The sequence below is a fragment of the Pseudomonas sp. NPDC087336 genome (assembly GCF_044744285.1).
In the GTDB taxonomy this organism is placed as follows: Bacteria; Pseudomonadota; Gammaproteobacteria; order Pseudomonadales; family Pseudomonadaceae; genus Aquipseudomonas.
This window is the reverse complement of record NZ_JBIUYA010000003.1, coordinates 173,556-199,005: the sequence shown is the minus strand read 5'-3', so window position 1 is coordinate 199,005 and position 25,450 is coordinate 173,556. Positions and strand designations below refer to the sequence as shown.

The window sequence follows — 25,450 nt, the reverse complement described above, 5'->3', positions numbered from 1 at the left end:
GCTCAACTGAACCATAGTCCCCCCCACGACAAGGCCATAGCAGGACAAGTGCGTAAGACGAGGACCAGAGCGTTGTCCCAGCAGGGGCGGAAATCGCAATTCCTGAAGAGGGAAGATCCGAAGCGCGGTCGAGACCTACCTTTACGCATAGCTCATTTAGCTGCTCACGGGCGGAGGTCCAAGACTCGGAGTTTTCATTCATGCTTCCTAATCCCTAAAAAGAGAGGCGATCTGATCGAGCAACTCCTCGACTCGCTCGTCATCCTCTGATGCCACGTAATCGGCGTAGACCGCTGCGGCTTTCGACAATCCGAGACCGGCCACTCGACGCATACCTCGAAGCCCCCCAATGTCGCCTAATACAGGTGCAAGTGACCCACCTGCACGGAGGTCGGTATTACCATTTGGAGAAGTGCTGAAATCATCACGTCTCTCGGGATGAAATTCGCCGTCCGCCAGGTCTCCATGGGGAGTTGCTCCAAGCACGACCAAATGCGGATGTGGACCACCTGAGTCCCTCCACTCTCCAAGAATACGTTTAAGCGCTCTAGGTGACTCTTTATGAGAGCGCCATATCAGTAAATGCCGGTTTTGAGAGCGAACAATGAGTTGACCCGTGGCACTAGTAGAGTCTTGCCAATCTATGCCATCAATCGATTTCAGCGTTGCCAGCGCGTGAAGTCCGGCTCGGAGAGCGCTGATCACTTCAGGATCAGCAATCGCGTCAGGATCAACCTTCTTGTTGAAATCTGTTCCCTCCAAAATGGCGTTGAGTATGGCACTCGAGTCGGCCAATGGATTGGTGTGCAAGTGCGCGCCGATTTCGGCGATGCCTGTGCTTAGCCGTGGAGCAGCGTCAGTAGCTGGCGGATACCTACGTAAAAAGCGCTCAATCTCATAGGTGACTTTATTAGGCACGGACGTCACAGGGAGCATCATCCCCGTGCTCTGGATAAGACAAACCATATTCCCCCGCCAAATCAACAAACTGTTGACAGGGTTGTATGGCGGCCAGTGCACAATACCCGCAGTAACGGATGGGTACGTCCCTCGTACTACTGCTCCCACAATGCCCTGAGCATTCAGCGACCTAGCCGCTGGGAGATTCTTCTGACCGTGAGGCATCTCAGTTAGCGACGCAAAGACACCACTGAGGCTTCTCCATTTGTCGTTTGACTCATCTGCCACCGGGACATCGTGAGCGACGTTGCACAGTGCAACTATTCCTTGTCGACCGGCAAGAACATAGTTCAAAAGGGAGTCGATAGCGATCCCCCAATTTTGGTTGTATCCGGTCTGGAGCAAGGATCCTACGATGAGCGCAGGGCGGTCATTGTTCAAACTCTCGAGTTTGCGGCGGATACGTGCTTGAGGTGAATTTTGGCTCTGCCCGGCTGGCCTCAATAAATCCGCACAGATCAGAGGAAACAGATCCAAGTCGTTGAAACGCAAATGCAGAAGCGTGTCATGGGGCTGCACATCGTCTAATTGGACGGCCTCATAACTTTGCTGGAGAGCATTTTTAAGATAAGTGATGCAGTGCGTCTGACCGTTCGGCTCATGAATCCAACACCAGCCGCCATTCACACGCATTACGGGGCTGATACCGTTACGAGTCTGGTCCCAAGCGAGGTGTCTTGCGGTACCGTCTTCGGACGATGCCTCGCACCATTGGAGAACTGCTTGACCCAACGAAAGACCAAAACCGGTAATCAGCACAAGCGACCGATTCGTCGCTCTGACAAGGGCATCTACAGTGCTCCAATCCACAGAGCCCAGTGCCCACTCTGGCGCAACAATGAGCACAGGATCGCCTGCGGGCGCAATCGTGGACAACGCGGGGCCCGTCCCATCTGGATGTGCCTCGAGCAAATTGCGCAAAACGTTCAACGCAGCCGGCCGACTGTGATCGTTTAATGCCTCATTAATGGTTGCCGGCAGCTGGAGCAGGCAAAGATTAAGTCCATTGGTGGGGCGAAGCGCACAATTGATTTGAACGCTCGTGTAGTTATCTAGAAACTCAAAATTCAGTTCAGGCACAATAGTACAGCCATCAGCCTAGGGCATCGTGAGAAGGACGGTAGAACAGCGATCCTCACGAGTCAATACACTATCATTCCCAGCTCCAATTTATCGTTGAATGATAATTCAACGCGGATAAAGGTCACGAACCCGAACAAAAGGTGCACCCGTCTCCGCGGCACGGCGGACTTTGATCTTTAGCACCTGGGATAACGAAATCTCTCTATCTAACAACTCGTACAAATCCAACCCATCCATGCAAATCACCCGCTTGCCTCGGCCAAAGGCGGCAAGACCTTCCTCGGTGAATCCACTATTGCTTACAAATAGCCCTCGAGTCCAAGCAGCCTTCTGCTCGATCTTCCCGTGAAATGTGTGCAAATCGGCGACACCAATTGCTTGGCCATGCCACTTCGCCTCGAGAAGATAAACCTCATTGTCGAGTTCAAAGCTACCGTCGATTTGCTCGCCTTTCACCCGAAAAGGCTCTCGGGCGGCAAGTTGAAATGCGTCGAAGAGGTTTTTGAGAAATGCCTCGAAAGCATAGCCACGAGCGTGTGGGAGTAGCGTACCGACTTCCAAAAGGTCATTTTTGAATTTCGCAAACTTGCGGCCTTCAAGCACCATGTCGTTGGGTTTCGGTGCGGCCTGCGGTTGCCCCGACAGTCGACTCAACAACGCTTGATACCGCTGCTCTGAATTGGGGATTGGATCTGGAGTATCAGTCCGAAGGAGATGGTCACTACGATGCTCCCAAAGGGCAGCAAGAAGCCGCACAGCATCAGCGTCGTTGCAGCTCTGCAAGAAACACTTTAAACGTTTACCCTTTGACCCGCCGCTTACCGAGAATTTGGGATCTTCGATATCGACATTGAGCTCTGTGGCAAAAAATGCCGAAAAACTGGCGTCCGAAAAGTCCAAGACAAAGCCTGCGCCACGGACGAACTCGACGAGGTCGCCTATAAAGCGAAAATCGAGGGATCTGATTGAGCTAATGTTGGACTCCTTCCAAAGGCTCACATTTCCGTGGTACCTGATCTTCCCCTAACACTTCATTTCAACGCAAGAAGCGCCATGGTCAGTTATACCCTGCACCAGCGATTATAAGGTCGCAGATAGCTGCAACGGGGCAGCCCTACTATCCCTTGCAGTGCTCGCACCCGGAGGCCTACCCCGTCTAATACAGGAAGCTGGCGTGGAGGCGAAGGGCGAATAGCCGATTGAGCGCTGCTCGCCTTATATTAACGTCCAAAAGCAGAGATGAGCGTTTTCAGTGGCGTCATTAACGATCGATTTCAAAGCAATTCGTCCACATCATGGTAGCCAGCACAGCGGGTTTGAAGAACTTGTATGCCAGTTTGCTGCCCTAGAGAGTCATGAGGCTATTCCGTTTCATCGCAAGGGGCGAGGCGCCGACGGAGGGCTCGAGTGCTACCGTGTTGAGCGCGACGGCTCTGAAACAGGCTGGCAAGCCAAATACTTCTTCAAGTTTGGAAACGCAGAAGCTACTCAGCTCACGAAGTCCTTTGAAAATGCTTTAGCAACCCACCCAGCGCTTACGACGTTTATCGTTTGTATCCCATTCGACCTTACAGACGGTCGTGTTGCGGGCCAGGTCTCTGAACGTGAGCGCTGGAATAAATGGGTGCAGGCGCGCCAAGCGGCTATCGCACCTCGCATAATAGAAGTCCAGCTCTGGGCAGCCTTCCAGCTCACCGAGCGCCTAACCCGTAACGACCCGCTGTACGTAGGGCGTCGTACCTATTGGTTCGACCTCCCGCATTTTGGGCGCGACTGGTTCATCGATCGCTTCAACATCAGTCGAGTCTCGCTAGGTCGTCGCTATAGCCCCGAGCTCAATATCGAATTGCCGATATGTAAAGCCCTCATAGCTTTCGCACGTGACCCTAAGCTCGCAACAACTGTCGCGAGCTGGGCGGACGATCTTGAGCAGGCATTACATGCATTGCTACCTCACCTTCGGACTACTCTTGGTGAAGAATATGCTCAGAATATATCGACACTTCATGAGGAGCTGGCCGTTGTTTGCGCAGCGTTACGTAATGTCCCAAGCCTGCCGTCAGAACTTTTGCCCATAGCTCCATGGCGAACCCTTCTGGACTCAGCGTTAAGAACGCTCGACATTTGCCGCGAAGCGCTTTGGAACCAGCGGCGCCAGGAGGGCAATAGAAACAGTGACAGTCCTCTCCGGTCAGCGATTCGCTATGGTGAGCATCTGCGCGACGCGCTAGAAAATACCAGAGCGGTCATTGGCGCAAATGAGGTGACCCTAGCCAATGCTCATCGTCTGTTAGTTAGCGGTGAGGCAGGTGTTGGCAAATCGCACCTACTAGCAGATGTTGCCCAGCATCACATTGAGCAAGGATTCCCTGCCGTTCTTATGCTGGGCAGTGCATTCACTGATGCAGAGCCGTGGCACCAGGTTGCTGAGCAGCTCGGCCTGACAAGTCTTTCACCTGATGCGATTCTGGGTGCGCTCGATTCAGCGGGTGAAGCTGCTGGAACTCGTGCTCTTATTATGATCGACGCAATCAACGAGCGTAACGGTATCGCGGTATGGTCCGAAAGGCTTGCTGGTTTTTTCGCAGCCGCAAACCGCTTCAAAAACGTTGGCATTCTCGTCTCCTGCCGAACCACCTTCATACCTTATATCGTTCGCGATATCGAAGAAGATGAGCTCCCTCAACTACGGCATCCCGGTTTTGCGGGTCGAGCGTCCGAGGCGGCCCGCCGCTATCTTGACCAACGGGGAATTGTTCGGATGGCGGCTCCCCATTTCGCTCCCGAGTTCGAGAACCCGCTATTTTTACGTACTTGTTGCGACATGCTGGATCGAAGTGGTCAACAAACATTCCCGCGTGGCTTGGCAGGAGTCTCTGCAACCTTCAATTACTACTTTGAAGCCGTTGTGACGACGATCAATCACAAGATGGGATTGACGCCTAGACGTAGGCGGATCGAGGCTGTGCTCGAATCGCTTACGACAGCCATGGTTAGCACAGGTACCGGATACCTAGATCTAAACGCGAGCATGGAAATTATCGAGTCCATTCACCCCTCCGGCGGGCGAGTGGATCAAGACCTGTTCCTCCAACTCGAGAGCGAGGGCGTTATCACCGTCGAACCCGTTAGCGATGGCGATGGCCTCGTGGAAGTAGTTCGCTTCACCTTCGAGAGGATGAGTGATCACCGGATTGCTCAGGGACTGCTAGACGCCCACGTAGTCGATGAGAACGTCTCACAAGCTTTTCAATTGGATGGCCCACTCTATTCCTACGTCGCAGGCAGGGGTTCTTACCGCTTTGCCGGAATAGCGGAAGCTCTCGCTGTTCAAATACCCGAGCGTTACGGCGTTGAGCTGATGGACCTCGTCGATAACCGAAGCGCGCGCTGGCAGCTTGTCCAGGCTCTTCAATTTAGCCTTCGCTGGCGGCGGCATGATGTTTTTACGGAGCGAACCCTAGAACTTGTTGAGGAATGCAGCGACATCATGGGTGAGCATGCGGTCCTAGAGACTTTGCTCGACATCGCGACTGAACCTGACAATCGGTTCAACGCCGACCATCTTGATCGGCTTTTAATGCCCTTGGCGTTGCATGATCGTGATATCGAATGGACCGCCAAAGTCATGACCATTTTCTCCGACTCCGAAGAGGATGGTGAAGAGGATAGAGCTGTAAAAACTCTCATCGAATGGGTACTCACGAACGGCCTAGATTTGATCGAGCCTCCCCGCGCACGGCTCGCTGCAATCACGTTGGCTTGGCTTACAAGTCTGAGCCATAGATGGATCCGCGACATGGCCACAAAAGCGTTAGCGACTCTACTTGTTAATCGACGGGAGCTCGCTGCTTCGCTTATCGATCATTTCGCTGAGGTTGACGACCCTTATATTCTGGATCGAGTCTTGGCATCTGCCTATGGAGCGGCAACAAGAATTTCCAATACCAATGGCTTAGCTGCTCTCGCCAGCTCGGCATACAGAGCTGTTTTTGAAGGCCCCATTCGGCCTGTGCATGCGCTCATACGAGATCATGCGAGGGGAATTATTGAACTTGCTCAGGATCGTGGGGTGCTTCCTGCGACTGTATCGATTGAGGCCGTGCGCCCTCCCTATCAACGAGGTATGCCGCTAGAGCTTATCAGTGAGGAAACCCTTGCCGCGTATGCTCAGGATTATGGAAGAGGTCAGTTTAGTGATCAAATTTGTAGCTCCTCGATTGAGGACGGAGATTTCGCGCGCTACAAAATAGATTCTCTCGCAGCCGATTTTCTAATGCTTCCGCGTGAAGAGTATGGGCGATCCATGGCAGAAATTTACGATGCCTGGCGAAACGATTTTATCGTTGCCCACCCGGATCGCTTGGAGGCGTTGGATCATCTGGTTGCCGTCTCGGAACAGTATCATTCGATGCCCAGCGGCTACGAGTGGGATCGTGATTTCAGCATCAATGAGGAGCTCCAAGAGGCGAAGCGAGCCTCTAAAGAGATTCGCGAACAAGCTGTTACCACTCTTGAGAGTCTCTTAACTGAAAACGAAGTTCAAGAGTTTCGGGTTCGAGCTGCAGGTTATTTGCGCGGTCGCATGTGGGACGAGAATGCTAATTCTTGGCATGTAACCTATAGAGGGGATATTCCAAGGCGCTGGGTTGCTTGGAGAGCTCATGAGCTTGGGTGGACGGCGGAACGCTTCGGAGATTTCGAAAGACAAATGTCGAGCGGCGATCGCATGGAGCACCGCGTTGAACGCATCGGGAAAAAATACCAGTGGATCGCGTACCACGAATTGGTAGGTCGGCTTTCTGACATCGCCTTGCTAAAAGCGCCGTCTCGAGATGAACCCATTCTTTACGACGGACCATGGCAGGTCGGCACTAGAGAAATGGACCCCACCGTTCTGGTTACTCATTCCAAGCAACAAGAATCGAATGGGCAACAAGCAACATGGTGGGCTCCGCACACGACAAATTGGCGCATTGATTCTCCTGAATCCAGGATTGCATGGATGGAGGATGAAGCTAGAGATATCCCCGCCCCAGTTCAACAGATCGATGTGACAGATACAGATGGACGGCGTTGGCTAGTACTCAATACCTTCGTATCCAAAGACCAACGTGTCATGGTTAATGGGTCACGTGAATATCAACGAATGAGCTGGCACAAACTCAAATCAATGATAGTCCCTCGTGGTGAGCGGCAAAGGCTTGAGACTGTGATTGCAACGGAGGAGGAAAGAGACCCTTTCCCCTCGCTCGATCTGTTCCAACGTGGGTACTTGGGAGAGTACCCGTGGCACCCCGCGTTCTCAAACGTAGACGGGACCTGGGAGGTCGGAAGGAGTAATCCTGTAGAAGTCCAAGCCACAGTTGCAGATTGGCATATGGAACGGTCTGGCCACGATTATTCGATAGAAGATAGCATCACTCTCACCGTCCCTGCGCCAGCGCTTATCCATGGTCTGGACCTACGGCTGGCCGAGGGTCGCTCCCTGTCCTATGCAACCGCCGATGGAACAATCCTCTTCAAGGACCCTTCTATAGACGAGCCAGGAGACAGTGCCGCCGTCGTTGATTACGGCGCGTTTCGTTCCTATCTCGATTCACAAGAGCTCGAAATTGTGTGGATTTTTTCAGGGGAGAAAAGCGTTCACGGAGGGCATCGTGGATGGGGCGGGATGCTCAGCTATTGGGGCATGTACCGATTTAACGGAAGCGTCATTGAAGGCAGCCTGACCTTCTCACGCCAAGATGCTAGCGCTGATCAAATAGCGGAGCTTATGTGCAATTCATAACCAAATCGAAAACTTAGCCATGGATCTGGGTGCGCCCAACCTGACCGCCCCCCTATTTCCACTGGGTTTGGTTTGCGTGCACGGGCAAAAGCGCTGACTTGAGACTGAGTTTCGAGAGTCCGGCAAATGTGGCATTACCGGGATTCAGCCTACCGCCCCAGAAGCCGGAGCGACGTCGTTCAATCGTTGTCCGCATGGACCAATTCTGGTCCATGCAAGGAGGGTGTGAGGCACGCTCAAACAAGCTAATCCTACACGGTTATCCCTTATCGTAAGGGGGAAACGGTGTCCTGTCTTTCATGGGGCTCGTTCAGGCGACTTCGCGATGCCTCGCTCAAAACTGACCTCTTCCCGGCACGTTTACCGAATGCTAGCCTTGAAACGCGGTCTACTGTGACCATGGTTTCGACCGTGAATTCAACGGTGAAATGCGCCGGATCTATTCACCAAAAGCAAGAAAACCTTGTTTTGGGGCACTGACGATACTCGTACGGAAGCTACAGCAATTGTGCCGCAAAGGGATTGTCAAGCGTAGCGAGCTTCTCCTCGGTCATTTCACAACCAAGCGGGGGCGAAGCACGTCGGAGGAAATATCCCTGGTTTTTTGTCGGAGGGTTCATCCGGAATGGCCGCTAGGCAAGCAACGCCCAGCAGAGGAGGAATTCTACGGCGGGATCTTACAAGCCAAAAGAAGCTCCTTTTCACAGACTAGCAAATATTGCTGCCGCTTGCGCACGCCGCCGCCAGAACGGCGCTTCTCGCCAACGCTGCTCCGAGGTGTATACCGACAACCGCTGCGCTTCGCTATGCCGCCACGTCCCGCGCACCTGGAAGGCGTAATTTTGCAATGCGTCCAAGTTACCGTTGAACCACGCGCAAACCGCATCTGCGCCGGCGCGACCGCTGGCGAGCGCTTGGAACAGCCCCTGCCCTGCGATTGGATCAAAGGCACAAGCCGCATCGCCAACGGCGATCCAGCCCTCGCCAGATGCTGTATCAAGCCATGCGCTCGACGCGTCAAAGGCGGGACTGTGTGTATGTCGCCCCGCTGTGCTATCGCTTATTACGACGGCGGTACCGTCGGCTTCATATCGCCAGCCCTCATATCTAGCCTCGATAATGAGCCAACCTCGCACCGGACTGGCCGGCGCGCTGGCGACGAAAGCGACCAAGCGATCACTAGTCCTTCGTAAGGCACCCAGACGGCGCGCTAGAGACGCCGCCCGCCCCGTCGCATCGATAAGAAAGCGTGCGCTAATGTGTTTAGTCGGCGCTTCAGACAAAAAACCAAGACTCCAGATGCCTCCGTTGCGTACTGCGCAGGCGACTTTGCAGCCTAGGAATAGATCGGTGTTGGCTGACACCGCGCGCTGACGCAGGAGCCGGTCGAAGTTGAACCGGTCGATGAAATAGCCTTCGCCCCCCGGATGACGGATGAAATCGTCGACAACCTCTCGCCCACCCCAGTTGCGACGTATGCCGTGCGCCGTACACGCGCAGCCAAAGGCAGGATTCGCAAGGTCCTCCGCAAGACCCAACGCTTGGAGCAGCGGCAAGGTTGCTGGCGCGAGCATTTCCGTTGGACGCCATGCCATCGCGCGTGCACGATCTATTAAAACGACGCGCAAGCCTGCTTGCGCCAAAAGGCATGCGGAGATTGCGCCGGCTGGTCCGGCGCCGACCACAGCCACATCGTAGAGTTCGTGGGGCGCCGCCACAGTTGTCAGACCTCGCCGCGCTTGTAGGAGCGACGTGGCGGGGTTGGCGGTGCTGTGTCCGGTTGTACACCAGCAGCCGGCGCACCCGCACCCGCCAACGCTTCAACTGCGGCGATCAGTTTGATCTTTTCGTTAGAACCCACAATTTCCATGGGGCGCTCGGACTCTACATGCACTTGTGCCGGCAATCCGAGTGCCTGCATTTCCAGTTCTGTCTCGCGCGGTGTAACCAGACCCAGCCGCCACCACTCGTCCACAATGTTCGCGATGCGGTTGAGATAGCCGGTTCCTCGGATGTCACGTAGCCAATCCTCGCGGAAAAAGAAATGCTTCAGGCGCTGCGCGTCGGATGCTCCTACCGCGCTGGCACGATTCCAAGCCTCCTGGCTCAATACCTGATCAGGTACGCGAGCGCCCCAGAACGTCGGCATCGATAGGTAAAGGCTTGGCGAATATTCCGCTTCCGAATTGCACGATGCTTCGTCGGTCTGCCAAGGAACGCCAAGCCAACGCGTTAAGGCACCAGGACCGACCGCAGAAAGCGGCCCATCCCCGCTCAGGCAAACCTCCGGCGTCAACGTCCCGCCAAAGTCTTGCCGCGTGCGCTCACCTTCGGCGAGCAGCTTGAGCCGGTACGGCGCCTTCCACATCGCTCGATGACGCAGCGTCCAGGTTAGCTCTATTCCCGGATGGAAAGGGCCTCCAAGGCACTCGTGTAGGGCGGCACGATTCAAATGCTCGATCTGCTCTTCCGCGCTCAGCGATGCAAATGAGATCGGCACCGGCGGGGCACCCGGCCAGTCAGAGTCGAATGCGCCATCGCGCCAACGCTTGAGGTGCTCATACATTGTCGGTTTGACTGCAAGACGCTCCAGCTTCCACTTGAATCCCTTGTCATCCTCGCCATAAGCGTCGCCGAAAACTTGCGGCAAGCGCGCATGATCAACGCCGCCGATGTGTTCGGGCGTAAGGAAGAGACTGACCACCGCGGCTCGCCAGTCTGCCGCGTGGGGACTGGCGTCGGTGAGGCGTGCAATCACGGCAGGGTCACGAGCATTCAGCGGCGAACCCATGCCGTGCGTCACGAATGCGCCGTGATTGACCCAGCCAAGTCCAGTCATGCGATCGAAGATCGGCCAGATGTCCCTGGTGAAGCTCGTCGTTGTAGGCGTAGGGAGCATGCCTTCAGAGATGAACAGGTCGCGGAGCACATCGTCCATAGTGACGACTCCGAACAGCCCAGGTGCGAAGTTTGGCGGTGCTACCGTGACATAGCCTGGCTCCGCCTCAAAGGATCGCTCATCGATTGTCACTGTAGCCCGAACCGTGCCATCGGACACGTCGTCGTGCCAGAGCTCGTTGTTGGCGAACGTGGTCGGATGCGTGCCGGTCAGCTTCGGCTCCGAGGTGCCGCGCCCGCCGAGGAAAATTAACCGGCCCTCTTCGTCTGTGCGTAACTCGCCAAGATACACCGGCTTGCCAAAGAAGGTGCCGTCATCGAACATGAAGCCTTGGCCGGAAAGATTCCTGCCAGTGATTGTGCGGGGGCTGGGCCGAATATCGAGCGCGTCCCGATCCTGTTCATTGGCGTTGCGGCGCGGCGCCGGCTTCGACAGTTCTTCCGGAAGATCCATCGCCTGAAGAAAACTGTACCAGCCAGCCTTGATGTTTGCGATTTCGACGCGCCATGCGATTTTGGCGCCGCTGGCAGCGGTCACCTCAACAACGCTACCGTCACGAAGCGTGGCGTAGATACGGAACCGTATGGCCTGCCGCTTGATGCGTCCATCGCCTGCGCGAAAGCCCCCACGCGTATCGGGCAACCCTCCGATCACTTCGGACGCCAACATGAACTCATCGTCGCCAGCAGCGTTGCCCACGCGGGCGAGCCCGATCGGCGGATAGATCGCCACTGACTTTATGTCCGACGCCTTCAATCTAGCCATAACCGACCTCTCAGAAATCGAGTTTCACTTCTTCCTCGGCGAAGATTTCGTCGTCGAACCCGGTGCTACGCAGAATGCGCACGCGCGCCTTCCTGGCGCTTGGAAATTGGTTGCGATCCAACTGAATGTCGGGACGCTCGCGACCGACAGTAATGGTCTGCCAAGCTTGCGTGCCCTCTGGCTTAACTTGCACCGTGAACGTGACACCTTGCTCGGGCAATGTTTCAGCCACCGCGCTCACGCTAAGTCGATGCGCCGCCCCATCGACCGCTTCGCGAAAGGCGAGCCCCATGCCCGCACCAAGCTTCGCAGCGGTGCCATCTTGGAAGCGGCTTACCTCCTTGCCATCATGCATTAGAACGACGGCTTTCATCCCTTCAACGAAAGGAACAAACTCATTGATCATTCCGGTCGTGGTTTGCTTCTTCGCCACTGCTCCCACGCTTTCTGGCTCAATGTCGCTTGACCGCCGCAAGTTGCACTTAGAGGTTTTGATATGCGGAATGATCTGCGTAAGTACGGCGCCGTTTTTATCTTCGATGCGAATTATGAAGTGTGCCGCACCGACATGTACCGCCAATGCTCCGGCCACTACTCCTGAAGGCGCCATGCCTTGTGGTGAAGCGCCAGCAAATAACTCTGAAGGATCCGCGCCTGCTTCGGCTCGGACTGGGTTGACGTACAGAATCTCGCCTAGGCCCTTTTTGAGATCCACCGTGGCAACGATATTGATGTGTTTTACGCTCATGGGAAACTCTCCAGCGCCTGCACGGTTAAGCGCCGTACTGGCGTTTCTCTTCAATCAACCGGTCGTAAATACCGTCATAGGTGTACTTACACACCCATTGGTCGTCGGCGTAAGTCATGAAGTCATGATGCAAGTCGCCGCGTATCGCTTGCATCGGTAAACCTAGTGCAGGATCGCCGACATCAAAACCGACATAACGATTGTCTGCAGATGTGATCAAACCGTCGGGATACGGGAATCCGGGCAAGTCGTCGGGGTCTCTCGGCTGGTAACCTTCTTTTTGCGGAATGTTGGGAAAACCTGGATGACGGCGCTGGAAGGTATGTCCTAGTTCATGAGCTGTATACCAGTCCGCGAAACTGCCATCGTTATCGCCAGTCCACCCGTTTGGCCTTCCTGCAGGACCACTTGCCACGAATTCAAACATGTTAGTTGCAGTGTCCAAGACCGCGCTTCCCTGCATCGTGCATTTCGCGGCACCACGATCATTGTCGACGAGACCGTAATAGTGCGTCCGTGGATGAACTCCGCCGGCGACGTCTTGTGTGCGGATAATGGTTAGCTGTGCATTGGCGATGTCGGAGGCATTCTCAAGAAACGGCGCACGCAGGCGATCGGCGTCGATGACTATTTGCGACCAGTCCAGAGCGCCAATTGGATAAGCCCTTATCAGGTACGACTTCATGTACGCGAAGTGCACGGCGTCGGGTGAAACTAGTACTGTCGGGTCAGAAAACCGCTTGTAACGTAAGCCGATCGCGCGCACGCGCATGATCGGGGCTGCCTCGAACCTCAGACTCAGTGTCAGCGGGCCCGCGCCAGCTATCTCCTGACCGCCGGGAACGAACACGCGGTTAAGGGCGAGTTCGAGTCGCCCGGACCGGATCGCGGCCGCTGGGAGGGTGAAGTTCAGGCTCATTCCGACATCGAACCGCTGGTCGAGTAGGCTAGGCGCTGCAGACTCGAAGGTCACACGATTCATCGACGGTAGGTAGGACATGCCACCACCATCGCGGCGCCACATTGCCTCGCCAGCAAGACGAACGCCTAGAGGTACCATAGTTGGGTCAAGATAGACCCGCATGATCGTCGCTTTGTCGGCGATCAGGCGGACTTCGTTTTCGATCGACTGGATCGACTGCGTCACCTCAATGGCGCGTACGATTGCATTGCTAGTAATAGCCGGCCCTACGGCCCTAGCTCTCGCCGACCTGCGTTTCCCTGTTTCGGTTGCAATGTTCACCGCTACCTCCCGTTCAGTCTCACGTGCTCCTCAATTCTTTGCCGATCAGGCGAAACCGAAACTTATTGTCCATTGGGATTCGCCGCAGAACGCTCCTCATGAGCACGATCTCACGCCGCCAGATCGGTTCGTTCCATGCCGCTTCGTAATGCGCTGCACAACCTCGTACGTGTCCCAAAAAAACGTGGGAGAGGCGGTCGCGATAATAGTCAAGACGCGCTTCGATAGCGCCATCGCTCGCGATGGCGCCCAGCACTGCTTGCGCCAACAAAGCTCCGCGTACGGCAAAACCGATTCCGTCGCCACGTAGCGGATCTAGGGCCAGCGCGTTATCGCCCAAGGCGATACGCCCTTGCGTCGCGCAGGTGCGATCAAAGCTCGGTGCTGCTGTACCGGCGCCGAGCACGAGCACTTGCGCCCCGAACCCTGGCCAGAGAAAATCCACAGACTCGCGCAGCACAGTTTCCGCCACCAGTTCGATCGAAGGATCGATCGACACCACTGCAAGATCGCCATCGGGTCTCACTACTGCGAAGATCCAACCGCCCGGCGTAGCGGCGACGACCATCGCCTCATTGGGAAAGCCATCCGGTATCTCCATCCGGCCCACGACCGCACGCCGAACTCCTGCCTCCACCACGGTATCCCCGCGGGTGCGTCCCTTTGCGCACAGGACCCATTCGTGCTCCAGAGACGCGTCCATCTCGTCGATGAAATGCACACGCAAGGCTTCCGCCAGAGCACTGGCGTCACAAACAAGCGCGCGAGCAGGGATACCTGTCAGATCCCGGCCTTCCCATGCGACACAGCGCTTTTCGACCCAGCGTGAAGGCGTCATCGCCTCGATCGCGACGCCGAGGCAATCCTCGAACAGCGCCACCGTCTTCGCAGGAACAGCGACAATACGCTCCTGTGCGCCGCACTCTGCATGAACGTTAACAGCGCATCCCCGCCGCGCCAGTAGCGCTGCAGCAGTCCATGCCGCCACCCCGGCGCCCTCGACGCGGATCCGCAGAGTCATCCGCGCGACTCCGTAACTGTGCGGAATTCACGTTGCATGGTGTCTAGTCGATCGCGCATGCGCCGCGCCAAATCGTTTGCTCCTGACTCAGCCGCGTCAAGCGCATCGAGCGCGGTTATGAGAGGGATGCCGAGTTGATCCACAGGGTCGAGGGCTTCAGTGAGTGCTCCATGAACAATTCCCGCTACCGGCATTCCCGCGCCCGCTACCGGCGTCCTGACGGACCCGACACGCTTGTAATCAAACAAGGCGCCGATACCTCTTGCTGCAAGCGAGCGTGCTGCGTCGTCCATGTTGTACATGGCCCGTCGAGCCGACTCCAACAACGCGCCACGCTGTTGGTCGTCCAGTTGGAACACGTAATCTAGTGAGCGCAGCAGAACTAGGTAGGCAGCGTCGACGACATCCTGCAACGCTCGATCCGATGTACCTATCGGCTTCGCTTTTGGTCGTTTGTCCGGGACTTTCAGATATTGGGCGGGGCTTAGCCCCGATAGGGCTTCCTTAGCGACGCCGAACCGTTTGTAGTGATCGATGCCTTCGTCGATTATGATTTTGACGAGGTGCGACAGCCTCTGCTTCTCCGCGTGCGTGAAGTCGTTGCTCGTCTCGACGCTATAGAGGATCAACGTGTACATTCCGTCGATCGTGCTTTGATCAGCCTCGCCGTTGCTTTGGCTCGCTCGCTCCACCTCCATGAACCAATCGAGGTGATCTGAAGTGCAAGGACGCAGCACGAAATTGTGCTTAAAGCCCGTACCTGGTCCGTCGAAGTCTTCGCCGATAATCCTGGCCCGCTCAAGTACGTGCTCTTCGCCTAGGCTGATCAGCATTTCGTTGACGGCGCGCAGATGCCGCATTTCGTCCACAGCGACCTGGAAGATTTCCGAAGCCGCCCGGAAAGAGCGCGCCTGGTCCGGAGTAGCGCCGACTGGCTTGGTGGAAGGCAAACCAAAGGAATAGTGCGCATAGAGGTACTCTACAGCTAGCGCGTGCTCGACACTCGCCAGTTTCCTGAGGCGATCAACAATCTCAGATCGGCTGAGCGGCTTCTTCGCAGGCTGTTGCGGAGTTGGCACATAGCGATCAGTTTCACTCCGTGCCATAACGAATGGCAAAGCCTCCCAGTGCATCATCGTCTCGACGTGGCGCATGATCAATGCGTCTCCATCCCACTGCCGGCCATGGCTTAACAGCCAGTCCTCTGCCTTTACCGCTGCATCGCTTTCGGGTGTCCGATTGCGCCGCTGGAAGTTCAGCAAAGATTCAGGCTGCGCTTCGTTTGAGACCAGATCTGGCTTATTAGATGCCCAATAGAAACAGCCGCAATCAGCAAAATCGTACTGCCAAGGAGAGCAAAGGCTTTGCGTGAGCTCACCCGTTGCCGCCGCAGAGGGCGCAATGACCCCTTCGCTATCGAGGTAGCGCGTGCGCTCCCCGAACAGCATGACGATCTTGCCGTTCGGTACATTTACGGGGCGGTTCCGCCGATCCTTGAACAGCAGTTCCACGTTATCGAAGCTGATGGCGCCGCTCCCTATCTGGGAAAATGCGTTCTCATCGCAAAGCAATACGCCGACCTGGCCTGGTTCGAGGTCGCGCACGAAGCGCCAAGAATCCAGTCCTGCGGGTGGCATGAAAGGGATGATGCGTGGACGTGGCGTGGCCCCCGCTGTTCGCGACGTGAACATACCTTGGATGTACGCAAGAAACACGCCCTGGCCGATTTCGTGCGGTTCGATCAGTCCGCCCGCCGGGCCGTCAGCGTCGAACTCGCGCAAGATTATCCCGGAGGCGTGGTGCATCTCGAAAACAAGTCCGGGAAAGAACCGCTTGTCCAAGTTGCGTTGATCGAATTCAAGGCCAGGAAAACAATTCTCCACTCCGGATTCAGTCCGCGAAGTCACGGGGTTCCCAGCCACCACGATATCTGCGTGCGCTGTGAGATTGCGAGGGTAGAGCTTAAACTGCTTCGGGTCGCTTGACGTCATGTATCGTTCCCCGTCGAAGTCGCGGCGTCTGGCTGCGCTGAAAAATGTGATTGTGGGTGTTCGAAGTATTCGGGCGCGTGCTGCTTCACTTCGCAGTAGGCGGCGAGACAGAACTCCAACCAACCACGGATATAGTCGCAACCAGGCCTACCTCGATGCTTAACCTCGTGGTGGCAGCCCCCACCGCACAGGTAGCGAGCCCAGCATGATCGACAGGGCTGCTGAGTATCGACATGGCTGGCAGCGAGATGGCGTGCGCGGGCCTCGTAGTCGCTTCCGCTCCAAACATCGCCGAATCGATAGTCCTTATCGTCTACTAAGCGGTGGCAGGCGAACAGTTCGCCATCGGCGTTGACACTAAGATACGCCGCACCGGCGCCGCACGCATACGGACGATGCGAGCCGCGCTCGAGCTGCTGCAGGGCAGTCTCGAAGTTCGAAAACGGATAACGGCGCTTGCAGATAATGGAACGTTTTGCGCGCTCACCGCATTCCACCATTTCATTTAGGAACCAAGCGAAGTCCGCTTCCGAGAAGGCGAGTTTAGGGTCCGGGGAAACCAGCACCGGCGCAAAGCCGGCCGAGTCAAAGCCCAGACTTAGCACGTGTTCGAGCTGTTCGACCAAGTTGTGGGACAGTGGCGTCACTGTGAGACGCGCAGAGAGGTGGCGCGGTCGGCCGTAACTCTCAAACAAGTCCAAGCCGCCAAGAATCCGGTCGTAGGCGCTGTCGCCGTTGTGGATGAGCCGTAGAGCGTTGTTGGCAGCCCTGCCGCCGTCGATTGAGACCGCCACCTGAAAATCGTGGGCAGCCATCAAGGTGATATCCTCGGGGCGCAGGAGTGTCGCGTTGGTCGTGAGTGAAAACCGTACTTTATGCCCGCATGCACGCGCGGCCTCAACGGCGTAGGGCGTGATTTCATGCAGTAATGCGCGGTTCAGGAAGGGCTCGCCGCCCATGAAGCCAATGACGAGATCAGTGCCAGGCGCCGCCTCCGCGATTAGGCGATCGACTGCTGCACGCGCGGTGTCTGCGCGCATTAGACGCGCTTTACCGCCAAACTGCCCCTCGCCCGCATAACAATAGCCGCAGCTCATATTGCAGGCTTGCGCGACATTGAGCGAAAGCGTCTGTAGCGAGGGGGGCGCAAGCGGTACATTGTCGATTCGTCGCCGACCGGGTGGCGAAAGCGCTTCGATAGCAGCGCGGATCGCTTCGTCAGTGGCGTCGCCAGCAATGTCGTATAGCCGGCTCCCGTCCACGACGAATAGATGGCGTCCGACGCCGCTCTCGATTACGCGAAAGGATGGTTGGGTATCCATGCAATTTATCCCTGCGGGCGTGCACCCGCCGCATTCGTGTTGGCCTGCAAACGTCTGATCCATTCGCGCACGATTTCCCATTGTCGACGGGTAAGATGCAGCGGTCGTCCATCGGAACCGCGCATAAGCGCGGGCATACGTTTGTCGAAGAATGGATTAGGATCGAGTGGCCGCCGGACCCACGTTTGAAACAACGCCGGGTTCTCGCGCATGCGATCCTCCAGAAAGGCGGTTGCCGCATGTCGGCGATGCTGGCGGGTCCCCGCCTTGGATATCTCCATCGCATCGGCTGCACCGGCCCGCACCTGCGCTTCGTTCGGCATAGGCCAAAGCAGGCCAGGTAAATCCTCTTCATCCACTTGGGCTCGCGCGCCGAGTTCTCCCAGGACGATGGTGTTTTCGCGCGCCGATCTCAAATTCTGGTAATCGCGATGCATTAGATCCGAAGTCTCGAACGCACGTTCGAATATGTCGGTGACGATTTCGCTGAGCTCTTCGTCGCTCCAAGCCGTTACATCTTCGCGCGCTCCGGCACGATCCTCTCTGTCTGCGAGATTGTCGGCAAGCGAAATTGGTGGGCGATTCGCCGGGGCGAAATCTGGTGGACCGACAACGATGCGCGCGATCGCTTCGAAAGTCTGTGCGCCAAGCTGGACACGGCAGCTCACGATACCGTCGCTGACATCGTCGACGAGCCCCAATGCGCGGGGCCGCACTTCTTCGTTCAGCCAAGGTATCTTTGTAACAGGCGCGGCGAGTAATCCGCTCGGAGAGTTGCGATAGTCTGCGCCGCGAAATGGGCCGAGAGTGGACGCACTCGATACGAAGTGTGGCCAAGTCGCCTGCGGATTGACAATGAGATTAGCTTTCGGAAGCTCGAACCCCCGCCATTCTTCATTAGGTTTGTCGCCCAGCACATCGAGATCGTAATCGATCTCCTCTATACGCTCAGCGAAGTTTTCTGGACCATAGATGCGACCCTGCGGGGGGTAGAAGCGTAAGCGAATTTCGGGGTGCTGCGGATTTGGACGGGGCGCCTGTATCTCTCCCATCGGCAGGGGCAACGCTGCGCGGATGAGCGGTTCCGGCTCGGCGGGCGAGATTCCCAACAACGGCTCCCGCCCGTAGTTGCCACCGCTCACCTGCATGCGCGCCTCTACGCGGTCGCCGGGGTTGCGGGTGTAGTGATAAGCTTTTAAATTTGCCAGTTCGACGGTCCAGGTCACATCTATCAGTCCGCCGCCCCATTTTGCCAGAAGATCTTCTGTCAAAGGACCGCTGCGTTCCTGCCCGTCCTTTTCCGTCCATACGCCATGCAATTCGAAAAATGGGGCGACGGGTCGAATGCCATCTTCGTCGCGGAACCGGATTTCCGAAGGTATTCGAGATGTCAGCGTTCCGTTTTGATCCACGTCAAAGGTTAACATCGGCTGCAGCCGGGTTTGCCCATCGCCGCGTGGGGTGAGATCGTTTGACGTCCATAGAAACGCATCACATGGTGTCGTTGATGCGCCGACACGTGCGAAAGCGAGTGGTGGTGCGATGTATATTCGCTTTAGCACGTTGGCCACCATCCCAAAGAGTTGATACTTCGGGAGCTTAGAAGCTTCTCACGGAAGTGCAAATCATCGAGCGCGGTGCCCCCCCTTACAGCATCGCCTTGCCTACGCCGGTAAAAATAAACCGACGAAATTTACTACTCGTATCTTCTGAGCTTCATAAAGGCCACACGCGCGATTAAACGGAGATGCGCAAACTACGGTCACCTTCTGACCGTCTACAAGTCTGTGCAACACGTTGCTGAAGGAACCTTTAGGCCCCGCAAACCGAAGTTTCGAGCCACTGCGTAATTGCATCGCACATGACCACCCAATTGCATTGCCACTGACCTGGCACCTGCATTCGTGGTGCCCCCAGTTTGTATCCGGTTGAACATTGCAAGCACAAGAGACGACAGGCAGAGAACGGCCCAGAGTGTGTAAAAACGCCTTCGCGAACCCTTGCTATGATTTCTGAGGGTTTCATCGCAGGGATCACCCATGAAGCGCTTTATCCAAGGTGAACATCAAGGCCAAGGCACCTTACTTCCCGAGAGCCTCGACGACTACGTCAGCAATACCAATCCGGTGCGTGTAGTCGACGTCTTTGCCGACGAACTCGACCTGGTCAATCTGGGTTTTGAAAGTGCCATTCCAGCCGATACTGGCCGGCCGGCTTACCACCCCGCGATCTTGCTAAAGATCTACATCTACGGCTATCTCAACCGCATCCAGTCGCGCCGACGTTTGGAGCGAGAAGCTCAACGCAACGTCGAGCTGATATGGTTGACCGCGCGATTGATGCCGGATTTCAAGACCATCGCCAACTTCCGAAAAGACAATAGCAAGGCCATCCGAGGCGTCTGTCGCCAGTTCGTTGTGCTGTGTCAGCAGTTGGGACTGTTTGGAGAAAATCTGGTCGCCATCGATGGCAGTAAATTCAAAGCAGTCAACAACCGCGACCGCAATTTCACCAGCGCCAAACTGAAACGGCGCATGGAAGAAATTGAATCGAGTATCAATCGTTACCTGGCGGCACTTGATGCTGCCGATCGGCAAGAGCCAACAGCTTCCGAGCCCAGCGCCGTGCGGCTGGAAGAGAAAATCGCCAAGCTCAAAACTCAAATGAAGGAGCTTCAAGCGATCGAAATCTAGCTCAATGAATCGCCGGATAAACAGGTCTCACTGACCGATCCAGACGCCCGTTCCATGATGACGCGCGGCACAGGAATCGTCGGCTACATCGTGCAGACAGCGGTCGATATTCCTTTCGATGCGGTAGTCATGTCATTCCCTTAAATAGCAGTGTGTGAGGGGGGGGAAAATCAGTGGCAATTGATTGCGTGAAACATTCGGTGGTTTTCGATTGCATTCTGGTAGCGCGCCCAGCCAACCGCCACGGGCGAATGCAGACAGGCGTTCATTGAACGCGATTTGCAATCAATGAACGGACCGATAAGGACACCCGATTCCTTTTTAACTAGTGACAACTACAGCTAGCCTGCCCGGCTGGAGCTAGCCAAGCCAACGTACCGGAGTAGAACTCCATCGCCACACTATGTGAATAGGGCGCTGTCCCAGGCCGACACAACGTACAGAACCGTTTCGCCTGCATATTGATGTAGTCACTGCAAGGTCGCTTGCGAAACCTTCCATCGCTCCGCACCCAGGTGACACCCATGGGGGCCAAGTTGTTCACGATTGAATAGACATTAGCATTCGCTTCTGAGCCATGATGAGGAACGGTAGCAATAGCGTTGGAAAAGTCTAAACCGGAGAGTCCGGCAATCCCCTTCAGGTTTGAATCGGCGTTGAACAGCACACCTGGGGCTGCGCTATCAACTGGGGAATAGAACACCAGACTTTCTCGGTTTGATTTGGAAAGGCACAACTCAGTGAATGTGCTGTTGCTCCTGCGTGCACCCCCTACTTCGCATGCGTTAAGAGGGATCAACTCTTTTCGCCCGCCGCCGGGTGCGCTCGGTGAAAACGCGAACCAACGAATGGGGATGTTCCTTTGCAAGGCTAGTAACAACAGTTCTGCGACGTTGCTGAGATCCTCCAACGCTTCGAGGTACAAAGCCATGGCGGGACTACTCGTATTAGTGCCGAAGTGGCGCCTCCCCTCGAAATACGTGTGGTAGGCGCCACTGACATATTTAATTCTGTCCAATGATCTCAGCCACTCGTATTGGGTTCGGCTATGCGTCAGGTTCGCGCCTTCCCAATGGAACCATCTGATTTCATTTTTCAAAGGCTCCATTCGTTCGGTATCCCGTTGCCTCTCCTCTTGAAGCCCTGGAAATGACTCACCATTGACCATACTATCCAGAGGGAACTCCGCATCCTCATCGAAAACTGGGTGTGTTTCACAAAAGCGTTCGATGTCCTCCATAAGTTGATTTAACTTATGGTGTGGATGATGCAAAACGCTTGAAATTAACGTTAGCCATTGCGCAGGTAACCAGAGTTCATCGCAATGAAGCGGGGAGGATAAGTAACCCAGCAGCCCTCGAATATGGTCAGCATCATTATGCGTACAGACAATCACGTTCACACTTTGATGATCGACGGTGGACATGAACAAATCAGCAAAACGCCTGCGTCCCTTTCCACCATCGACTAGAACTGAAAATTTCTCACGTTCCAGGTAAAACGCATCTCCTTGTTTTACCGGAATCGCCACAAACCTAGCCATTACTTATCCTTATTTTGCGTTACTGTCCGTTGATGACATTGTCTGCATCCAGGTTTTTTACCAACCTTGAATGGCTCGCAATCTCCATCAAAGCAACGTTGCATTCTGTGCGCTGCTAAGAGGTCGAATGCTCCGAATGGTATCCCATTCAAGAGTTCACGATCTTTCAAAAGCGCTGGTTTTTCTAGTGAAATCCCGCGTACTGGCGTAGATCTGGGTCACTTAGCTCAATCAACTGTCGCGGAGGCGAACGTTCTTCATCCAGGCCTAGGTTCACCAACACGTACCAGAGAAGCGCACGTCGACAATCGAATGTTGCTCTGCCGTTAGACATTCCAAAGTCCGCGGCAACCAGCTTAGCTTGAGCCCGATTCAGTTTGTGGTGAGGACGAATTTCAACCTCGACAAATTCATGCCACTGCACATCAGTAATGGGATCGACTGTCCGCGGAGCTGTCTCATCTGCGATCTCCATTCGTCCTAAAACAAAATCTCTGAATCCGCTCCTCTCTCGGCAGTAAGCCCTGACATGCCATCGGTGCCCGTCTGATACTAAGCAATGCGGTTCAATCCATCGCCAATGTCCGGCAGGAGTTTCCATCGAGCGGTAGAACACCTTTAGGGCAAAACCTGTTTGAGCTGCAGCGATGATATTACGAGCAACTCCAGGATCCGCTGCCCGATTCGGGGATGGTACTAATTCAAACGGTGGACGCGGTCCTGGCAGTCCATCCTCGAGTACGCTGTGTGCAAAGAGCCCCTGGAGAGCGGGAGCCCCAAAAATCGGTAGAAAGCGCTTGCCTGCACGGTAGACCTTGTTGCTACGGTCATAGACAGCATTGCGAGGAGCCAAACGCCGGTACTCCGCCAAGTCTTCTGAAGCCACGGAACGATGGATTGAATAGTGGTCCATCAGGTCGGATCGATTAATCCTTCCCGCCCAGAAAAGGCGCGCTTCGATGAACCGTAAACGCTGCTGCGAAAACCAATTGCCTCGAGATCGCTCCGCCATATGCACAGCGACCTCTCGCCGCCGCAACGGCGTCTTAATCGTAAAAAGAGAAGAATCCACGCTCACTGATCACCTCCTGATGAAGGCTTACATTAACAATATAGGTCGTTTTAGGCGACTGACCTTGAACTCCTGCAAGTCGGTGCTTTACTGAAAATCAGTCGGTTAAAACGACTGACCAAAAATCGGGGAGTGTCACCGATGGATGCGATAGAGCTGCCTGCGGATGTGCTGATAACCGCCCTCACCTCGCGATTGGCGGATCTCCAGTGCGCACGCGTCGAATCGGACTCTTCGCATATCTCTGCGCCTCACCCCCAAGACGGCGCTGATCGCCGCGCGCTAGTGGCAGGCAAGTTGCTTGGTCAGCTGGAGCGGCGTCTGATTGATGGCAGCAACGAATTCGTTCCTGTTCATGTGTTGTCTGAACACATGCGAGAAACACTGAGGGACCTCAACGCAGAGGAGGTGCGTTTTTGCGCTAGATTTCTCGACAGGGATCGAGAAATCCGCTTTCGAACTGAGGAAAACACTGAAAGCCGTCAAACCCGTTCCTGGTCTCGCCTCGTTCGATATCAAGCTCGGTTGGACAGGGTTAAGCTCTCTGAAGCCGGAAGATTGTTTTTAAAGGTATTGAAGCATCGGCGTGACTGGCTGTACGAAGATAAGCACATTGAAACGCTTTCCCGAGCGTTGCAGAGCGGGCTGTTTGACGAAATCCCACGTCTCAGCCAGGAAATACTTTCATCCCTGCGGCTTTTCAATGAGCAACTGACTCAGATCCGCGAAAGCCCGTCCATTGAAGAAATGGCCGAGCAATACGAAAACCGTCGCCAACATTTCACAGAGATGCTCCAACAATCTCTCATCGCTGCACTGGCTGCACTGGAGCTCCTGCAAAGCCAACCGGTACAGGAGCGACTCGAACAGTTCCGCCAGGATCATCCTGATCAAGCAGTTTCGTTGGGCACGATCCGGCGTCGATTGAAAGTCATTCACCAAGCAACGGAAAGCCTTAACCGCAACTGGGCAAACCTGCTAGCCGATCTTCAACGAACTCGACGCCAACGATTAGGAGTGCTGCGGTTTGACAACATCATCACTGAATTCCTTGATGCTCCGCCTTCGATAAGCGCTATGGAAAGCTTGCTCGGGGGCTGCTGCGGCTGGGTTCGTCGCAGCCAGTTCGCCAGTGTCACACCATTTATTGGATCGGTTGAAACTGCAGAAGATGCTCCTGTACCTCAAGATGTGGTGTTCAATGATGATCCTAAGCAAGCCCATCAAAGTGAAGCATTGGGTTCGTGGCTTAAGCAGCATGCCGCAGTAATCATAGAAGCGGTGCGCCAGGGCCCTGTTCGCCTTCGAGAGCTGCTTGCTCACCCGCAATTAGGCAACCTTCCAATCGATACTCTCGAAGATCTCGTTGGCATACTGGGTTTATATGTCATCAGCGAACCACTCGAGCGGGCCATTGAACTAGAGGTTATCTGTTTTCCAGGCCTGCATAAGCAGCAGTTGGGGAACTACCAAATACTCGTCTCTGATTTGGCTATCCAGCTACGCAATGCTCCCACGGAGGCGCTATGACTGCTGAAGAAATCGGGCTGATATTCAATCAACTCGTTTCTCGTCGAGCACTCTACAGCTTTGCGCTCACCGGACGTCGGCGTCTGCAAGAGGAAAAAGATGCCGTAGACATCTTGGAGCACCAGTATGGTCGCACATCTGACCTCGAAGATTTCCTGCGAACTCAAGGTCTTCGAATGCAGGTATTGGACGCCTCTGCCATCGGCCTTGCAAACACCGGGCGAATCTACGTAGCTGTTCGTGATCCACTACAACAAGCCCCTGAGCACCTGGAAACAAGCGCCTTGCTGATGGAGCTTATCGATGAGCGGAGATCGGAAACTTCAAACGCTGCGGCTGTCTGGGCTACCTTCTTTTTGCTTACGCTCTTCTACTTCCTGTACACGATCGATAACCGACCTATCGAAGCGATCAGTGCTTTTAAGGATAGCTCCGTAGATCTCGAGCAACTGCTAGAAGAAGCACAGCGACGTGTCGAGCAGCTTCGCGTGAGGGCGGAGCCCGCAACTGAACCACATCAAAAATTTGTCCACGACGTGTTGACCAACCTCAGCGATGGCGCCCTAGAAAATCGCACGAAAGTATTCTTCAGCAGCATGCTCAACCTGGGAGTCCTCGAACCAATCCCAGGCGTGGAAGGTTATCGGCAAACCCTCTGGTCTGCAGTCGATGTCGCGACAAATTTCCGACGACACGCTGGTAGCCTCGAAGTTGCAGGGCTAGAGGCTGTGCTGTCGGTCGTTACTCCAGAAACCGAAGTTTCTCCAGCTCAATAGCGGGAGCGGCAAA

At 55.3% G+C, this 25,450-nt stretch carries 15 protein-coding genes and 1 pseudogene; 4 read left to right on the top strand and 12 right to left on the bottom strand.

Annotated elements, in window-relative coordinates; genetic code table 11:
• Nucleotides 1–207 precede the first annotated feature (207 nt).
• Nucleotides 208–2,040, bottom strand: a complete 1,833-nt coding sequence (locus ACIO0C_RS04450) for an ABC-three component system protein (RefSeq protein ID WP_401308356.1) — start codon at nucleotides 2,038–2,040, stop codon at nucleotides 208–210.
• A 108-nt stretch (nucleotides 2,041–2,148) separates the two neighbouring features.
• Nucleotides 2,149–3,042 carry a restriction endonuclease gene (locus ACIO0C_RS04445; RefSeq protein WP_401308353.1) on the bottom strand — a complete coding sequence of 298 codons (894 nt, stop codon included), beginning with the start codon at nucleotides 3,040–3,042 and terminating at the stop codon, nucleotides 2,149–2,151.
• Between the two features lie 253 nt (nucleotides 3,043–3,295).
• Here ACIO0C_RS04445 and ACIO0C_RS04440 point away from each other — a divergent pair, with 253 nt between their 5' ends.
• Complete coding sequence (locus ACIO0C_RS04440; protein ID WP_401308350.1) at nucleotides 3,296–7,834, top strand: hypothetical protein; 4,539 nt, start codon at nucleotides 3,296–3,298, stop codon at nucleotides 7,832–7,834.
• Nucleotides 7,835–8,535: 701 nt separating this feature from the next.
• Here the strand turns inward: ACIO0C_RS04440 and ACIO0C_RS04435 are convergent.
• The 8 genes from ACIO0C_RS04435 to ACIO0C_RS04400 are packed head-to-tail and all read right to left on the bottom strand — an operon-like array spanning nucleotide 8,536 to nucleotide 19,250.
• The gene (locus ACIO0C_RS04435; RefSeq protein WP_401308568.1) at nucleotides 8,536–9,519 is read right to left on the bottom strand and encodes an FAD-dependent monooxygenase; all 984 of its coding nucleotides are present in this window, start codon (nucleotides 9,517–9,519) and stop codon (nucleotides 8,536–8,538) included.
• A gap of 38 nt (nucleotides 9,520–9,557) precedes the next feature.
• Nucleotides 9,558–11,498, bottom strand: coding sequence for a LodA/GoxA family CTQ-dependent oxidase (locus ACIO0C_RS04430; protein WP_401308347.1), 1,941 nt, complete (start codon nucleotides 11,496–11,498; stop codon nucleotides 9,558–9,560).
• Nucleotides 11,499–11,508: 10 nt separating this feature from the next.
• The gene (locus tag ACIO0C_RS04425) at nucleotides 11,509–12,246 is read right to left on the bottom strand and encodes a hypothetical protein (protein WP_401308344.1); all 738 of its coding nucleotides are present in this window, start codon (nucleotides 12,244–12,246) and stop codon (nucleotides 11,509–11,511) included.
• Between the two features lie 25 nt (nucleotides 12,247–12,271).
• On the bottom strand, nucleotides 12,272–13,489 hold the full coding sequence (locus ACIO0C_RS04420; RefSeq protein ID WP_401308341.1) for a hypothetical protein: 1,218 nt from the start codon (nucleotides 13,487–13,489) through the stop codon (nucleotides 12,272–12,274).
• Between the two features lie 19 nt (nucleotides 13,490–13,508).
• Nucleotides 13,509–14,510 (bottom strand): NAD(P)/FAD-dependent oxidoreductase, encoded by a 1,002-nt coding sequence (locus ACIO0C_RS04415; RefSeq protein ID WP_401308338.1) that lies wholly within the window; start codon nucleotides 14,508–14,510, stop codon nucleotides 13,509–13,511.
• Nucleotides 14,507–16,501 (bottom strand): ferritin-like domain-containing protein, encoded by a 1,995-nt coding sequence (locus ACIO0C_RS04410; protein ID WP_401308335.1) that lies wholly within the window; start codon nucleotides 16,499–16,501, stop codon nucleotides 14,507–14,509. The genes ACIO0C_RS04415 and ACIO0C_RS04410 overlap by 4 nt, the downstream gene beginning before the upstream one ends.
• Nucleotides 16,498–17,823: a radical SAM protein gene (locus ACIO0C_RS04405; protein WP_401308332.1), complete on the bottom strand. Its 1,326-nt coding sequence runs from the start codon at nucleotides 17,821–17,823 to the stop codon at nucleotides 16,498–16,500. Before ACIO0C_RS04405 ends, ACIO0C_RS04410 begins: the two co-directional genes overlap by 4 nt.
• Before the next feature lie 5 nt (nucleotides 17,824–17,828).
• The gene (locus tag ACIO0C_RS04400; protein WP_401308330.1) at nucleotides 17,829–19,250 is read right to left on the bottom strand and encodes a hypothetical protein; all 1,422 of its coding nucleotides are present in this window, start codon (nucleotides 19,248–19,250) and stop codon (nucleotides 17,829–17,831) included.
• Nucleotides 19,251–19,862: 612 nt separating this feature from the next.
• On the opposite strand from ACIO0C_RS04400, the pseudogene ACIO0C_RS04395 reads away from it, so the two are divergent.
• A pseudogene (locus ACIO0C_RS04395) lies at nucleotides 19,863–20,645 on the top strand (transposase); the annotation flags it as partial.
• A gap of 196 nt (nucleotides 20,646–20,841) precedes the next feature.
• On the opposite strand, the gene ACIO0C_RS04390 reads toward ACIO0C_RS04395, so the two are convergent.
• Both ACIO0C_RS04390 and ACIO0C_RS04385 read right to left on the bottom strand, forming a co-directional pair.
• Nucleotides 20,842–22,059, bottom strand: coding sequence for a hypothetical protein (locus ACIO0C_RS04390; RefSeq protein ID WP_401308327.1), 1,218 nt, complete (start codon nucleotides 22,057–22,059; stop codon nucleotides 20,842–20,844).
• Nucleotides 22,060–22,243: 184 nt separating this feature from the next.
• The gene (locus ACIO0C_RS04385; RefSeq protein WP_401308566.1) at nucleotides 22,244–22,972 is read right to left on the bottom strand and encodes a WYL domain-containing protein; all 729 of its coding nucleotides are present in this window, start codon (nucleotides 22,970–22,972) and stop codon (nucleotides 22,244–22,246) included.
• Between the two features lie 300 nt (nucleotides 22,973–23,272).
• Here ACIO0C_RS04385 and ACIO0C_RS04380 point away from each other — a divergent pair, with 300 nt between their 5' ends.
• Together ACIO0C_RS04380 and ACIO0C_RS04375 are read left to right on the top strand one after the other, a co-directional pair.
• The gene (locus ACIO0C_RS04380; protein WP_401308325.1) at nucleotides 23,273–24,661 is read left to right on the top strand and encodes a hypothetical protein; all 1,389 of its coding nucleotides are present in this window, start codon (nucleotides 23,273–23,275) and stop codon (nucleotides 24,659–24,661) included.
• Nucleotides 24,658–25,437 carry a hypothetical protein gene (locus tag ACIO0C_RS04375; RefSeq protein ID WP_401308322.1) on the top strand — a complete coding sequence of 260 codons (780 nt, stop codon included), beginning with the start codon at nucleotides 24,658–24,660 and terminating at the stop codon, nucleotides 25,435–25,437. Before ACIO0C_RS04380 ends, ACIO0C_RS04375 begins: the two co-directional genes overlap by 4 nt.
• The last annotated feature ends 13 nt before the right edge of the window (nucleotides 25,438–25,450 follow it).

What these genes read in the sequence shown, in the direction of transcription:
- ACIO0C_RS04405 (WP_401308332.1), bottom strand. Translation starts at nt 17,823, where the DNA reads ATGGATACCCAACCATCCTTTCGCGTAATCGAGAGCGGCGTCGGACGC.
- ACIO0C_RS04430 (WP_401308347.1), bottom strand. Translation starts at nt 11,498, where the DNA reads ATGGCTAGATTGAAGGCGTCGGACATAAAGTCAGTGGCGATCTATCCG.
- ACIO0C_RS04410 (WP_401308335.1), bottom strand. Translation starts at nt 16,501, where the DNA reads ATGACGTCAAGCGACCCGAAGCAGTTTAAGCTCTACCCTCGCAATCTC.
- ACIO0C_RS04375 (WP_401308322.1), top strand. Translation starts at nt 24,658, where the DNA reads ATGACTGCTGAAGAAATCGGGCTGATATTCAATCAACTCGTTTCTCGT.
- ACIO0C_RS04390 (WP_401308327.1), bottom strand. Translation starts at nt 22,059, where the DNA reads ATGGCTAGGTTTGTGGCGATTCCGGTAAAACAAGGAGATGCGTTTTAC.
- ACIO0C_RS04385 (WP_401308566.1), bottom strand. Translation starts at nt 22,972, where the DNA reads ATGGACCACTATTCAATCCATCGTTCCGTGGCTTCAGAAGACTTGGCG.
- ACIO0C_RS04425 (WP_401308344.1), bottom strand. Translation starts at nt 12,246, where the DNA reads ATGAGCGTAAAACACATCAATATCGTTGCCACGGTGGATCTCAAAAAG.
- ACIO0C_RS04400 (WP_401308330.1), bottom strand. Translation starts at nt 19,250, where the DNA reads ATGTTAACCTTTGACGTGGATCAAAACGGAACGCTGACATCTCGAATA.
- ACIO0C_RS04380 (WP_401308325.1), top strand. Translation starts at nt 23,273, where the DNA reads ATGGATGCGATAGAGCTGCCTGCGGATGTGCTGATAACCGCCCTCACC.
- ACIO0C_RS04415 (WP_401308338.1), bottom strand. Translation starts at nt 14,510, where the DNA reads ATGACTCTGCGGATCCGCGTCGAGGGCGCCGGGGTGGCGGCATGGACT.